At 64.6% G+C, this 13,270-nt stretch carries 12 protein-coding genes; 6 read left to right on the forward strand and 6 right to left on the reverse strand.

What is annotated here, in order from left to right; genetic code table 11:
- Positions 1-44: 44 nt before the first annotated feature.
- Positions 45-950, reverse strand: coding sequence for a LysR family transcriptional regulator (locus HU752_RS07850; protein WP_186689159.1), 906 nt, complete (start codon positions 948-950; stop codon positions 45-47).
- 113 nt (positions 951-1,063) lie between these two features.
- Here HU752_RS07850 and HU752_RS07855 point away from each other — a divergent pair, with 113 nt between their 5' ends.
- Entirely contained in the window at positions 1,064-1,945 is an 882-nt protein-coding gene (locus HU752_RS07855; protein WP_186689156.1) for an MBL fold metallo-hydrolase, read from the forward strand.
- 106 nt (positions 1,946-2,051) lie between these two features.
- The gene (locus HU752_RS07860; protein WP_186689153.1) at positions 2,052-2,666 is read left to right on the forward strand and encodes an NAD(P)-dependent oxidoreductase; all 615 of its coding nucleotides are present in this window, start codon (positions 2,052-2,054) and stop codon (positions 2,664-2,666) included.
- 166 nt (positions 2,667-2,832) lie between these two features.
- Here the strand turns inward: HU752_RS07860 and HU752_RS07865 are convergent, their stop codons facing one another.
- Entirely contained in the window at positions 2,833-3,723 is an 891-nt protein-coding gene (locus HU752_RS07865) for a LysR substrate-binding domain-containing protein (protein WP_186689151.1), read from the reverse strand.
- Positions 3,724-3,862: 139 nt separating this feature from the next.
- Here HU752_RS07865 and HU752_RS07870 point away from each other — a divergent pair, with 139 nt between their 5' ends.
- Both HU752_RS07870 and HU752_RS07875 read left to right on the forward strand, forming a co-directional pair.
- The gene (locus HU752_RS07870) at positions 3,863-5,500 is read left to right on the forward strand and encodes a 5-guanidino-2-oxopentanoate decarboxylase (protein WP_186689149.1); all 1,638 of its coding nucleotides are present in this window, start codon (positions 3,863-3,865) and stop codon (positions 5,498-5,500) included.
- Positions 5,500-6,948 carry an aldehyde dehydrogenase family protein gene (locus HU752_RS07875; RefSeq protein WP_186689147.1) on the forward strand — a complete coding sequence of 483 codons (1,449 nt, stop codon included), beginning with the start codon at positions 5,500-5,502 and terminating at the stop codon, positions 6,946-6,948. The genes HU752_RS07870 and HU752_RS07875 overlap by 1 nt, the downstream gene beginning before the upstream one ends.
- Positions 6,949-7,097: 149 nt before the next feature.
- Here HU752_RS07875 and HU752_RS07880 read toward each other — a convergent pair whose 3' ends face one another.
- The gene (locus tag HU752_RS07880; RefSeq protein ID WP_186689145.1) at positions 7,098-8,027 is read right to left on the reverse strand and encodes an AraC family transcriptional regulator; all 930 of its coding nucleotides are present in this window, start codon (positions 8,025-8,027) and stop codon (positions 7,098-7,100) included.
- Between the two features lie 339 nt (positions 8,028-8,366).
- On the opposite strand from HU752_RS07880, the gene HU752_RS07885 reads away from it, so the two are divergent.
- Positions 8,367-8,732, forward strand: a complete 366-nt coding sequence (locus HU752_RS07885; protein ID WP_186689143.1) for a putative quinol monooxygenase — start codon at positions 8,367-8,369, stop codon at positions 8,730-8,732.
- A 39-nt stretch (positions 8,733-8,771) separates the two neighbouring features.
- Positions 8,772-9,002, forward strand: coding sequence for a hypothetical protein (locus tag HU752_RS07890; RefSeq protein ID WP_186689141.1), 231 nt, complete (start codon positions 8,772-8,774; stop codon positions 9,000-9,002).
- 29 nt (positions 9,003-9,031) lie between these two features.
- On the opposite strand, the gene HU752_RS07895 is transcribed toward HU752_RS07890, so the two are convergent.
- The 3 genes from HU752_RS07895 to HU752_RS07905 form a co-directional block, all read right to left on the reverse strand.
- Positions 9,032-9,652 (reverse strand): flavin reductase family protein, encoded by a 621-nt coding sequence (locus HU752_RS07895; protein ID WP_186689139.1) that lies wholly within the window; start codon positions 9,650-9,652, stop codon positions 9,032-9,034.
- Between the two features lie 1,147 nt (positions 9,653-10,799).
- Entirely contained in the window at positions 10,800-11,366 is a 567-nt protein-coding gene (locus tag HU752_RS07900) for a hypothetical protein (protein ID WP_186685068.1), read from the reverse strand.
- Positions 11,367-11,754: 388 nt separating this feature from the next.
- Positions 11,755-13,077: an MFS transporter gene (locus HU752_RS07905; RefSeq protein WP_437182334.1), complete on the reverse strand. Its 1,323-nt coding sequence runs from the start codon at positions 13,075-13,077 to the stop codon at positions 11,755-11,757.
- Positions 13,078-13,270 lie beyond the last annotated feature (193 nt).

Genomic DNA, 13,270 nt, shown 5'->3' on the forward strand with positions numbered 1-13,270 from the left:
TACAAGACTAGGCCAGCTGCGGCGACTTGCCAGCTTTTTGCGGGTCAGAGGCCCTTGTCCCAGGCCGGTGTTTGCGGAAAGCGCACCACCAGGAAATCGAGCATGCTGCGCAGTGTCGCCGGCATGTGCTTGCGTGAGGCGTACACGGCGTACATGTCCATGGTCCGCGGTTCGGCATGGGCGAGCAGACGCACCAGCTCACCGCTGCGCAGGTACTCCCAGGCCTGGTAGGTGGGCAGCATCGAGATGCCGGCGCCAGCGACGGCGGCACGCAGCAGGGTGCTGGCCTCGTTCGCGCTGATATTGCCCTGCACCGGTACCGACACCTGTTCGCCATCCTGTTCGAAGTGCCAGAGGCTCTTGCCGAAATAGGAGTGCGTCAGGCAGTTGTAGCGGCTCAGGTCCTCCACCCGCTGCGGCGCCGGGTGCTCGCGCAGGTAGGCTGGCGAGGCGCAGATCACCGAGCGGCAGACTGTCAGCCGCCGGGCAATCAGGTTTGGGTCCAGGTCATTGCTGGCGCGGATCGCCAGGTCGATGCGCTCGTCCACCAGGTTGACGGTGCGGTCGAGCATCTGCAGGTCGATGTTGACGCCGGGGAAGCGCCGGACGTATTCGGTCATCGCGTCGGCGAACTGGGCCTGGCCGAACGAGGTGCTGACACTGATCCGCAGCAGGCCACGGGGCGCCTCGTCCGGAATGCTCACGGCGGCCTGCATGTCGCCGGACAGCTCCAGCAATTGCCGGCAGCGCGGCAGCGTTTCAGCACCGGCGGCGGTCAGGCTCAACTTGCGCGTGGTGCGGTGCATCAGCCGTGCACCGATCCAGTCTTCCAGTTCCGCCAGGTAGCGCGAGACCACCGGGCGCGACAGTTCCAGATGGTCGGCGGCCGCCGACTGGCTGCCCAGGTCGACCACCGTGACGAATACCCGCATTGCGGTGAGACGGTCCATGATTTGCTCGCTTTGAGAAACAAACTATGTCCCAGCATCGCATTTTTTGTATCGGTTCGGGCAACTAAGCTCTGTCCATCGCCTATCACGGCCCACAGATGACGGAGCAGCACATGATCGGATTCACCTCACTTCGCCGCCTCTTGCTCGCCACCGCGGTGCTGGGTTTCGCGGCCCATGCGGCGGCCGAATCGCCACTGACCCTGGAGGTCTACAACCCCGGAACCTCGGCGATTTTCCCGGTCAGCTCGGTGCTGGTCAGCGGCAGCAAGGAGGCCGTGCTGGTCGATGCCCAGTTCGGCAAGTCCCAGGCCGAACAGCTGGTGGAGAAGATCCGCGCCAGCGGCAAGCAACTGACCACCATCTACATCAGCCATGGCGACCCGGACTATTACTTCGGCCTGGACACCCTTACCCGAGCTTTCCCGAAAGCCAAGGTGCTGGCGTCGGCCCCAACCGTCGAACACATCAAGGCCACCGTCGACGGCAAGCTGGCGTTCTGGGGACCGAAAATGGGCAGCGACATTCCGGCCAAAACCATCGTGCCAGAGGTGCTCAAGGGCCATCGCCTGATGCTGGAAGGGCGTGAGCTGGAGGTGATCGGCCTGGACGGCCCGCAGCCGGACCGCAGCTTCGTCTGGATCCCGTCGCTCAAGGCGGTGGTCGGTGGCGTGGTGGTGGCGCAGAACATCCATGTGTGGATGGCCGATACCCAGTCGGCCAAGTCCCACCAGGACTGGCTGGCGACGCTGCAACGCATCCAGGCGCTGCAACCGAAGGTCCTGGTCCCTGGCCATTACCTGGGTGACGGCCCGCACAGCGTGGCGGCCGCGCAGTTCACCGCGGACTACATCAAGGCCTTCGACGAGGAGACCGCCAAGGCCAAGGACTCGGCGCAACTGATCGCCGCGATGAAGCAGCGTTATCCGAACCTGGGCGAGGAGTCCTCGCTGGAGCTCAGCGCCAAGGTGGCCAAGGGTGAAATGAAGTGGTGACCGGTCCGGTCACTGGCAAAGGGATTTCGTGAATCAATCGTCCTGTCCACCCGGGCAGGGCGCCCCCTCGACGCACAGCGTCATACGATTGGAACTGGAGAGTGTCATGAGCAAGATTGCAATCATCGGTGCCACCGGTCGTGCCGGTAGCCAATTGCTGGAAGAAGCCCTGCGTCGCGGCCACAGCGTGACGGCCATTGCGCGTAACACGGCGAAGATCACCAGCCGTGACGGCGTTGTCAGCAAGGCGGTCGATGCGCTGGATGCCGCGGCGCTGGAAGCGGCGGTCGCCGGCCACGACGTGGTCATCAGTGCCGCACACTTCGCCACGCTGCCGGCGGCAGCGGTGATCGGCCCGGTGAAGAAGGCCGGGGTCAAGCGCCTGCTGGTGGTCGGTGGCGCCGGCTCGCTGCTGCTGCCGGACAACAGCCGGGTCATCGACAGCCCCGGCTTCCCGCCGGAGTACAAGGCCGAAGCCAGCGCTGGCGCGGCGTTCCTGGAAACCCTGCGCCAGGAAAAGGAACTGGACTGGACCTTCCTCTCGCCCTCGGCGGAGTTCGTCGAAGGTGAGCGTACCGGCAGCTTCCGCCTGGGCCAGGATCACCTGCTGGTGAGTGCCGAAGGCCGCAGTTGGATCACCTTCGCCGACTACGCGATTGCCCTGCTGGATGAAATCGAGCAGCCCGCCCACTCGCGTCAGCGTTTCGCCGTCGGTTACTGACTGCGCCTTCGAGCGGCGCCGGATCGCCAGCAAGCGGAGCGCCGCCCGGCCGTCTCCCACAGGTTTCGCGTCGAGCACCTCTCTTGTGTACGACGCAGAATCTGTGGGAGACGGCCGGGCGGCGCTCCGCTTGCTGGCGACAGCTGTCGACCATTTTGCAGCGACCCTACGGATTAGCCCGCTGCGCCGCCTGGCCGACCAGCCACTCCCGCAGTTCGTGCAGCGCCGCCGAGCCCTCCGAGCGCTTTGGATACGTCAGGTAGTAGGCCTGCCCGGTACGCACCCGCAATTCGAACGGCATCATCAGCCGCCCGGCACTCAGGTCCTCGCCGATCAACGCCCAGTCACCAATGGCCACGCCCGTACCCTGGGAGGCCAGGGACATCGCCAGATCCATGGTTTCCAGATGCTGGCCCTGGCCGATATTGCCCAGGCGGACGCCGGCCGCGTCGAGCCAGGTCTGCCAGTCCTGCTGGTCCAGGGTGGGGTGCAGCAGCGTGTGATGTTCCAGGTCGACGATCTGCTCCAGCGCGACCGCGCCCTGTTTCAACTGTGGCGAACAGACGGGCGTCAGTTGTTCGTCGAACAGGTGGTGGGCGGTTGTTGCCGGCCCTGGCGGGGCGCCATAGATCACCGCCACATCGAAGTCCTCGCGACGGAAATCGACCCCGTGCTGCAGGCTGGTGGTCAACTCCACCGGTACGTCCGGACGTTCCTTGCGCCATTGCAGCAGGCGCGGCAGCAGCCAGCGGATCATGCAGATCGGTGCCTTGAGTTTCAGCGCCGGGTGCTGGGCCCCCACCTGTTCCACCGCGTCTTCGATCTGCCGGAACACTTCCTGTATTCGCGGAAACAGCTCGCGCCCCTGCGGCGTCAGGCTCAGGCCGCGGGCCTGGCGCTGGAACAGCGCATAGCCCAGGTGCTGCTCCAGGCCGGCGATCTGTCGACTCACGGCGCCCTGGGTGATGTGCAACTGCTCGGCCGCCCGGGTGAAGTTGCAGCACTGGGCGGTGATCAGAAAAGTATGCAGCGCCGGCAAGGGTGGAAGGCGTTTCATGGCGAACTCAGGCATGACGACAGGACATGGCTAGTATGACTATTTTTGCGTTGTGCCCGCCATCGCCCAGACGCTCCAATAACGTCACTGCCGGGGCCTGCACCGCCGCGGCCAAGACGAACAGGAAGGGTGGAAAGCGATGGCGACGTGCGGCGAAGTGTTGGTCAAGTTACTGGAAGGCTACGGGGTCGAGCAGGTGTTCGGCATTCCCGGCGTGCATACCGTGGAGCTGTATCGCGGCCTGGCCGCGTCGCGCATCGAGCACATCACCCCGCGCCATGAGCAGGGCGCCGGCTTCATGGCCGACGGGTATGCACGCACCAGCGGCAAGCCCGGGGTCTGCTTCATCATCACCGGTCCCGGCATGACCAACATCACCACCGCCATGGGCCAGGCCTATGCCGACTCGATCCCGATGCTGGTGATCTCCAGCGTGCAGTCGCGCAGCCAACTGGGCGGCGGGCGCGGCAAGCTCCATGAGCTGCCGAACCAGAGCAGCCTGGTGGCCGGCGTGGCGGCGTTTTCCCATACCCTGATGTCGGCGGCGGAGTTGCCTGCCGTGCTGGCCCGGGCATTCGCCCTGTTCCAGGCCGGACGGCCGCGTCCGGTGCATATCGAGATCCCGCTGGATGTACTGGTGGAAAATGCCGACGCCCTGCTCGGCAGCCAGCCGGTGAGCATTGCCCGGGCTGGCGCTGCGCCGGCTGCCGTGGCGCAGATGGCTGAACTGCTGGCAAGCGCCAGGCGCCCGCTGATTCTCGCCGGGGGTGGTGCCATCGACGCGGCGCCTGAGCTGACCCGGCTCGCCGAGCGCCTTGACGCGCCGGTGGCCCTGACCATCAACGCCAAGGGCATGCTGCCGGGCGAGCATCCGCTATTGATCGGCTCGACCCAATCCCTGGTTGCCACCCGTGCCCTGGTGGCCGAGGCCGATGTGGTGCTGGCGGTCGGGACCGAACTGGCGGAAACCGACTATGACATCACCTTCGCCGGTGGCTTCGAGATTCCCGGCACCCTGTTGCGTATCGACATCGATCCGGACCAGACCGTGCGCAACTACCCGCCCCGGGTTGCCCTGGTATCCGACTCGCAGGTGGCGGCCCAGGCATTGCTCGGCGCACTCGAAGGTCGCAACCTGGCCGCTCGTCGTGACGACTGGGGCCATCGACGTGCCGCCGCCCTGCGGGCCGAACTCGACCGCCAGTGGGATGCACCGACCCGTGCCCAGACCCGTTTCCTGGAAACCATTCTCGAGGTGCTGCCGGATGCGGTGCTGGTGGGGGATTCGACCCAGCCGGTGTACACCGGCAACCTGACCTTGAACCCGCGGCAGGCGCGGCGCTGGTTCAACGCCTCGACCGGCTACGGCACCCTCGGTTACGCCCTGCCGGCGGCGATCGGTGCCTGGCTCGGACGGGCCTCCCGGCGCGACGAGCGCGGCGCGGTGGTCTGCCTGATCGGTGACGGCGGCCTGCAATTCACCCTGCCGGAACTGGCCAGTGCGGTCGAGGCGAGCACCCCGGTCATCGTCCTGTTGTGGAATAACCAGGGTTACGAAGAGATCAAGAAATACATGGTCAACCGCGCCATCACCCCGGTGGGCGTGGATATCCATACCCCGGATTTTGTCGCGGTCGCCAAGGGCCTGGGTTGTGCCGCCGAGGCCACCAGCACCGAGCAAGGCCTGCGCAGCGCCTTGCGGGCCGCGGCGGCGCGTCCGGGGCCGACACTGATTGAAGTCGACCAGGCTCTCTGGATGAAAGGAATGGTGGTGTGATGAAAGCGCAAATGAATCAGGACGGCCTCTACATCGACGGCCAATGGCGTTCCGGCAGCGAGCAGCTGCGGGTGATCAATCCGGCCACCGAGGCGCTGCTCGGTAGCGTTTCCGGTGGTGATGAACACGCCGTCGGGCAGGCGGTAACGGCAGCGGTGCGAGCCTTTCCGGGCTGGTCGGCGAGCAGTGGTGCCGAACGGGGCGTGGTGCTGCGGCGGATTGCCGAAGGGGTACGCGAGCGCCGGGAGGCACTGATCCAGCTGCAATCGACCAACAACGGCAAGCCGCTGTTCGAGGCGGCCATCGACGTCGATGACGTGATTGCCACCTTCGAGTACTACGCCGGTTTGGCCGAAGGCCTGGAGGAACGCCAGGATCAGGACGTGGCACTGCCCAGCGATGACTTCGCCGCCCGCGTGCGCCGCGAGCCCTGTGGCGTGGTCGGGTTGATCGTGCCGTGGAATTTCCCGATGGTCACCACCGCCTGGAAGCTCGCGCCGGCCCTGGCCGCCGGTTGCTGCGTGGTGCTCAAACCGTCGGAGGTGACGCCGTTGCCCGAGCTGGAACTGGCTGCGATCATCGCCGATAGCGGCTTGCCGGCCGGGGTGTTCAACCTCGTCTGCGGCACCGGGCTGGCGGTGGGGGCTCCGCTGTCGGCCGACCCGCGGGTGGCGAAGATTTCCTTTACCGGCAGCAATGCGGTAGGTGTCCAGGTCATGCAGCGGGCGGCGGAAACCATCAAGGGCGTCAGCCTGGAGTTGGGCGGCAAGTCTTCCCTGCTGGTCATGGCCGACGCCGACCTCGACCTGGCGGTGGAAGTCGCCAGTGGCGGTGCGTTCTTCAATGCCGGGCAGATGTGCTCGGCAACCAGCCGCGTGCTGGTCGCCGACGAGATCGCCGACGAATTCCTGCAGCGCCTGAAGGCACGGGCCGAGGCCATTCGCGTGGCCGATCCGTTCGACCCCGAGGTGGAGATGGGGGCGCTGGTCAATCAGGCGCAGTACCAGCGGGTGCTGGGGCATATCGATCGTGGCCTGAGCAGCGGTGCCCGGCTGGTCTGCGGTGGTAGCCGGCCAGCGGCGCTGTCGCGTGGTTATTTCCTGCAGCCGACGGTGTTCACTGAAGTGCCGCTGGACAGCGCATTGTGGCGTGAGGAGATTTTCGGGCCGGTGGTCTGCGTACGCAGTTTCGCCAGCGAGGCCGAGGCGATCGCCCTGGCCAACGACAGTGAATTCGGCCTGGTGGCGAGTGTCGTCACCACCGATGGCGAGGCGGCGGACCGTATTGCCAATGCCTTGCAGGCGGGCCTGGTGTGGATCAATGCACCGCAGGTGATCTTCCCGCAGACCGCGTGGGGCGGCTACAAAAAGAGCAGCCTGGGCCGCGAGCTCGGGCCTTGGGGCCTGCAGGCGTTCCAGGAGATCAAGCACGTGGTGCGGGCCCGCTGAATTCGGTGCCCCGTTCGCGGATGAATCCGGCTCCCACAAGGGATCGCGCCGGACACACATTTTGTGTGCCGCACGGACCTTGTGGGAGCCGGATTCATCCGCGAAAGCGCCAGCGAGAGCGCCGCATCAAATCCGGATAATCGAGTATTTCAAACGCTTTGGCGCAAGCGCGCCAGATCCCTCAGCGGTGGGGCGCCGAACAGCCGGCTGTATTCGCGGCTGAACTGCGACGGGCTCTCGTAGCCGACCCGATAACCTGCCGCCGAGGCATCCAGCCCTTCGGCGAGCATCAGTCGCCGCGCTTCCTGCAGACGCAACTGTTTCTGGTATTGCAGCGGACTCATGGCGGTCATCGCCTTGAAGCGGTGGTGCAACGTGGAAACGCTCAGGTTGACCTCCCGCGCCAGGTCGTCGATACGCAGAGGTTGCTCGAAGTTGCCGTTCAGCCACTTGATCGCCTGGTTCACCCGATGCCCCTGGCTGTTGGCGATGGCGATCTCGTAAAGGCGATGGCCCTGCGGGCTGCGTAGCAGCCGATAGAGGATTTCCCGGCGCACCAGCGGTGCGAGCATGGGAATGTCCTTGGGCGCATCGAGCAGCCGTGCCAGACGCAGCAGGGCGTCGAACATATGAGTATCCACACGCTCTACGTACAGGCCCAGGCCTGTCGGCCGGCTGGGCACACCCAGGGGGCCGGCCTCGGCGATCAATGCACTGATTTCGTTCGGTTCGATATCCAGTCGCAACGACAGGATCGGCGATTCGGGCGAGACATTCACCACCCGTCCGGCGAGGGGCATCGACACCGAGACCACCAGATAATGCAGCGGGTCGTAGATGAAATGGCCGTCGCCCAGGCGTACTTCCTTGCGGCCCTGGGCCATGATGCACAGGGCCGGCTGCGCCAGCACGGGGGCGAAATCGTAGGGATGGCTGTGGCGTCCCAGTACCAGCGAGCCGACGGCGGTCTGGTAGTTGCCGTCCTCGGCGGCATGGCGGCGAATGATATCGGCCAGTTCCAGACGCTGCTTTTCCATCTCCGGGGGGATCGGCTCTTGCGGAAGTTCGGACAGTGGCATGCAGGATCCCCCTCGTGAAAGACGAGACATAGCTTAAGTTTGGGCAAGGAGGATCGCCAGCCGGATCCTGCGCAATTCTTGCCTGATCCTGCCTTGGGCTCATATGACAGGCGGATGACTGCCCGGACCGGGGGCTGTGCTTGCTTAAAACTCCGGATCACCGTGCAAGCCGCCGCTCGGCTGCCGTACGGCAGGGGCAGGACGCGCCGGCAGGATTGTGCAATAAGCCGACAGGAATCGACTAACGGGTGCTCGCCGGGGCCACTAATCTATGCTCCTGTCGCCGTCATCCCCGCGGTCGATGGTGTCAGCACAACATTCCTTTCGGGAGAGCCGCGCATGTCCAAGCATATCCCTGTCAGTCACATGGCCTTCGTTCGCGCACGCCCGGGGCGCTCCGCCGAGCTGGGCGCACGTCTGAGCAGCCTGATCGAACCTTCCCGCCAGGCAGCCGGCTGCCTGCAGTTCTCCCTGCAGCATTCGCTGGCCGATGCCGATCTCTGGCTGGTGTCCGGTTTCTGGGTCAACCAGTCGGCAATGACTGCCTATTTCAATACCCCGGCCATGCAGGTGTTCGGTGAGCTGGTGCAGGAGCTCGTGGTCGACAGCCTGGATTTCCATACGTTCAGCGAGGTGTCCGCTGCCCGTGCCCAGTGCGAATATCACCTGTCCAGTGCAGGTTCCCTGCAACGCTTGGCCAGCTGATTTAGAATGCCGGCCGATCAATTGGCCGGGATGACAGGCATGGCACGTAGAGAGTTTGCACAGTTCGAAGCAGTTTCAGCAGCCGTTCGCGGCGAAGCCGGTTACAACGCGGCGATTGCGGTAAAGGCCCTGGGTGGTTTCGAGCCACCGCGTTTTCATAAGATCCTTGCAGACCAGACATTCAAGACCGCCCTCGAGGCCGACCAGGCCGCCGAGCAGGAGTTGGCGCGGCTGAGCGACGTCGACGCCGAGGGCGAGTTGTCCTGGTGATGCTCAGGCTCCGCCAGTGATCAGCCTGATCACTGTGGACGATACATCTTGAACAGCGCCTCCGGGCCCAACTGGAAGTAGTCCGCCGGGCCACCGCCACGCAGGATCGGTTCGGCGGCGGCCGTATCATAGATCCCATCCTTGAGCAGATGCCGGGCGATATGCACCGCAACCACTTCGCCCAGGATCAGCCAGCTGGGTACCAGGGCCTGGTCGGCGCGTTGCAGTTGAATGATCTGGGTGACCTTGCACTCGAAGGACACCGGGCTTTCCTGTACCCGCGGCACACGGATGACCCGGGAGGCGATGGGCGTGAGGCCGGCCAACTGGAACTCGTCGACCTCGGGCGGCACGGCCGCGCAGCTCTGGTTCATCGCTTCGGCCAGCGGACGGGTGGCGAGGTTCCAGGCGAACTCGCCGGTCTGTTCGATGTTGTTCAGGCTGTCTTTGCGGCCGACGCTGGAGAAGCCGATGATCGGCGGAATGTAGTTGAAGGCGTTGAAGAAGCTGTAGGGGGCCAGGTTCAGGCGGCCCTCGGCATCCTGTGAGGAAATCCAGCCGATGGGGCGTGGGCCGACGATGGCGTTGAACGGGTCGTGGGGCAGCCCGTGGCCGTTGGCGGGTTCGTAGTAGTGGATATCGTCAGGCATGGTTCGCGGGTTCCGCAGGGGTATCGGGGGATCGCTAGTGTGCTTTGCGTGGCGGATAAAGGCGATAGGGCGTTTGCGTGGTGCCCTCCGATGCTGGGCATATCGCCGGTGGCGAGCGGGCTTGCCCACGTTCGACCGCGACGCGGTCGCAATCTGGTCATGCAGGGTTACCTGGCGGACCGCGGAGTCGGTCGTTGGGGCCGCTGCGCAGCCCAGCGGGGGCAAGCCCCCTCGCCACCTCGGATTTCCTGTCCTCCAGAAATGACTAAGCCCGGCCTGAGCCGGGCTGTGATGCCATCTGGAAAGCCTTAGCTGATTGCAGCGGCACCAGGAGTCTTGTCGTAACCGTCGGAGGCTACCGCGTTGGCGCCTGGGGTCTTGTCGTAGCTGGGCACATCCCGGTGGCGAGCGGGCTTGCCCGCGTTCGACCGCGACGCGGTCGCAATCTGGTCATGCGGGGTTACCTGGCGGACCGCGGAGTCGGTCGTTGGGGCCGCTGCGCAGCCCAGCGGGGGCAAGCCCCCTCGCCACCTCGGATTTCCTGTCCTCCAGAAATGACTAAGCCCGGCCTAAAGCCGGGCTGTGATGCCATCTGGAAAGCCTCAGCTGATTGCAGCGGCACCAGGAGTCTTGTCGTAACCGTCGGAGGCTACCGCGTTGGCGCCTGGGGTCTTGTCGTAGCTGGGTACATCCCGGTGGCGAGCGGGCTTGCCCGCGTTCGACCGCGACGCGGTCGCAATCTGGTCATGCAGGGTTACCTGGCGGACCGCGGAGTCGGTCGTTGGGGCCGCTGCGCAGCCCAGCGGGGGCAAGCCCCCTCGCCACCTCGGATTTCCTGTCCTCCAGAAATGACTAAGCCCGGCCTAAAGCCGGGCTGTGATGCCATCTGGAAAGCCTCAGCTGATTGCAGCGGCACCAGGAGTCTTGTCGTAGCTGGGCACATCCCGGTGGCGAGCGGGCTTGCCCGCGTTCGACCGCGACGCGGTCGCAATCTGGTCATGCGGGGTTACCTGGCGGACCGCGGAGTCGGTCGTTGGGGCCGCTGCGCAGCCCAGCGGGGGCAAGCCCCCTCGCCACCTCGGATTTCCTGTCCTCCAGAAATGACTAAGCCCGGCCTGAGCCGGGCTGTGATGCCATCTGGAAAGCCTCAGCTGATTGCAGCGGCACCTGGAGTCTTGTCGTAACCGTCGGAGGCTACCGCGTTGGCGCCTGGAGTCTTGTCGTAGCCGTCAGCGGCGATGGCATTGGCACCAGGAGTCTTGTCGTAGCCGTCAGCGGCGACAGCGTTGGCGCCCGGGGTCTTGTCGTAGCCGTCAGCGGCGACAGCGTTGGCGCCCGGGGTCTTGTCGTAGCCGTCAGCGGCGATGGCATTGGCACCAGGAGTCTTGTCGTAGCCGTCAGCGGCGACAGCATTGGCACCAGGAGTCTTGTCGTAACCGTCAGCAGCGATCGCGTTGGCACCAGGAGTCTTGTCATAGCCGTCAGCGGCGACAGCGTTGGCACCCGGGGTCTTGTCGTAGCCGTCAGCGGCGACAGCATTCGCACCTGGGGTTTTGTCGTAGCCGTCAGCGGCGACAGCATTCGCACCTGGGGTTTTGTCGTAACCGTCGGCAGCGACGCGATAGGCACCTGGGGTGTGGCTGGAACCATCGGCGGCGTAGGTGTTGGCGGCCAGTACGGAGAGGGTCAGGGCGAGGATCAGTTTGGTTTTCATGGTGGTTGCTCCAGTCGGGTGTTCGTTTTGTTCAGTGGGTGTGGAAGTCATACTACGCTCGTTTATTCGATTAAAAAGCGCAAATAAGTGCTTAAATTAATCGTATAAATCGATGTATTGTGCGGCGCGATCAAATGGCGGTCACCGGATGCCCGAGGGCAGGCGCGCAAATCGATTGGGCGTAGGGTCAGGATGGAGGATGGGAATTAAGTCGCTATTAATTCCGGGCTTGCACGAAATGCAGGAGGGCTCTGTAGGAGCCGGCTTGCTGGCGATTGCGGTGTATCAGTCGGCATTTACATCGACTGGCACACCGCAATCGCTAGCAAACCGGCTCCCACTCAAGAGCAATGCCGGTCCCGCAATCGGGAACCGGCAGAAGGGGTAATCAGTCGGTCTCGATCCGCGAGTGCTTGCGGGTGTCCTTCATGGTGACGTACACCAGCAGCGATACCGCGATGCAGGCGGTCACGTACCAGTAGTAGCCGGTCTCCATGCCGATGCTCTTGAACCACAGCGCGATGTACTCGGCAGTACCGCCGAAGATCGACACGGTCAGCGCGTAGGGCAGCCCCACGCCCAAGGCGCGGATTTCAGTCGGGAACAGCTCGGCCTTCACCACGGCGTTGATCGAGGTGTATCCGCTGACGATGATCAGCGCCGCCATGATCAGGAAGAACGCGCCCCACCAGGTCTGGATGGTATGCAGGGTGCTGAGGATCGGGACGGTGCAGAGCGTGCCGAGGATCCCGAAGGCGATCAGGATCGGCCGCCGGCCCACCTTGTCCGACAGCGCACCGATCACCGGTTGCAGGCACATGAACAGGAACAGGGTGGCCGCCGAGATCGTAGTGGAGTCGGAGATACTCATGCCGACGGTGTTCACCAGGTACTTCTGCATGTAGGTGGTATAGGTGTAGAACGCCAGGGTGCCGCCCATGGTCAGGCCGACCACGGTCAGCAGCTCCTTGGGATGACGCAGCAATGTGCGCATCAGGCTCTCTTTCGGCTTTTCCTTCTTCTTCACGAACGATTCGGTTTCTTCCATGCCGCGCCGCAGGTAGAGCGCGACCACCGCGCACAGGGCGCCGATGCCGAACGGAATGCGCCAGCCCCAGTCCTGCAACTGTTCGACGCTGAGGAGCTGTTGCAGCACGATCAGCACCGCCAGGGCGATGAGCTGGCCGGAGATCAGGGTCACGTACTGGAAGCTGGAGTAGAAGCCACGGCTCTGCTTGGTGGCCATCTCGCTGAGGTAGGTGGCGGAGGTGCCGTATTCGCCGCCGACCGACAGGCCCTGCATCAGGCGGGCGACCACCAGCAGGATCGGGGCGCCGACGCCGATGGTTTCATAGCCGGGGGTCAGGGCGATGATCAGCGAGCCTGCGCACATCAGCAGGACCGAGGCCATCAGTGCCGCCTTGCGGCCCTTGCGGTCGGCGTACAGACCCATCAGCCAGCCACCGATCGGGCGCATCAGGAAGCCCACGGCGAAGATCGCGGCGGTGTTGAGCAGTTGCGCGGTGGTGTCCCCCTTGGGGAAGAAGACCTTGGCGAAGTACAGCGAGAAGGCGGCGTAGACGTACCAGTCGTACCACTCGACCATGTTGCCGACCGACCCGCTGAAAATCGATTTCAGGCGGCTGGCGGTGGTTCTTTCTTGTGCCGGCGCGACCGCCGACCCCAGGGGCAGGGTAGTGGAGTTATCCATCTAGGGAACCTTGTGAGTATTGTTTTTGTGGAGCGCGCGTGAGCGCAGCCTGGGCGCTCCATAGCAGGAGCCGTGCCAGGGCTCGAAGGCCCGGTTTAGAGGGGGTGGAGAAAATCCATGAGCGGAAATCCGCTCATGGATGGGCGGTCGGTGAGCGGAAAATCGCCGATAGCGTCACGGGCACGCAGAGAGA

Source organism: Pseudomonas vanderleydeniana, assembly GCF_014268755.2.
In the GTDB taxonomy this organism is placed as follows: Bacteria; Pseudomonadota; Gammaproteobacteria; order Pseudomonadales; family Pseudomonadaceae; genus Aquipseudomonas; species Aquipseudomonas vanderleydeniana.

Coding starts and splice junctions, on each gene's coding strand:
- HU752_RS07850 (WP_186689159.1), bottom strand. CDS start 950: ATGGACCGTCTCACCGCAATGCGGGTATTCGTCACGGTGGTCGACCTG.
- HU752_RS07855 (WP_186689156.1), top strand. CDS start 1,064: ATGATCGGATTCACCTCACTTCGCCGCCTCTTGCTCGCCACCGCGGTG.
- HU752_RS07860 (WP_186689153.1), top strand. CDS start 2,052: ATGAGCAAGATTGCAATCATCGGTGCCACCGGTCGTGCCGGTAGCCAA.
- HU752_RS07865 (WP_186689151.1), bottom strand. CDS start 3,723: ATGAAACGCCTTCCACCCTTGCCGGCGCTGCATACTTTTCTGATCACC.
- HU752_RS07870 (WP_186689149.1), top strand. CDS start 3,863: ATGGCGACGTGCGGCGAAGTGTTGGTCAAGTTACTGGAAGGCTACGGG.
- HU752_RS07875 (WP_186689147.1), top strand. CDS start 5,500: ATGAAAGCGCAAATGAATCAGGACGGCCTCTACATCGACGGCCAATGG.
- HU752_RS07880 (WP_186689145.1), bottom strand. CDS start 8,027: ATGCCACTGTCCGAACTTCCGCAAGAGCCGATCCCCCCGGAGATGGAA.
- HU752_RS07885 (WP_186689143.1), top strand. CDS start 8,367: ATGTCCAAGCATATCCCTGTCAGTCACATGGCCTTCGTTCGCGCACGC.
- HU752_RS07890 (WP_186689141.1), top strand. CDS start 8,772: ATGGCACGTAGAGAGTTTGCACAGTTCGAAGCAGTTTCAGCAGCCGTT.
- HU752_RS07895 (WP_186689139.1), bottom strand. CDS start 9,652: ATGCCTGACGATATCCACTACTACGAACCCGCCAACGGCCACGGGCTG.
- HU752_RS07900 (WP_186685068.1), bottom strand. CDS start 11,366: ATGAAAACCAAACTGATCCTCGCCCTGACCCTCTCCGTACTGGCCGCC.
- HU752_RS07905 (WP_437182334.1), bottom strand. CDS start 13,077: ATGGATAACTCCACTACCCTGCCCCTGGGGTCGGCGGTCGCGCCGGCA.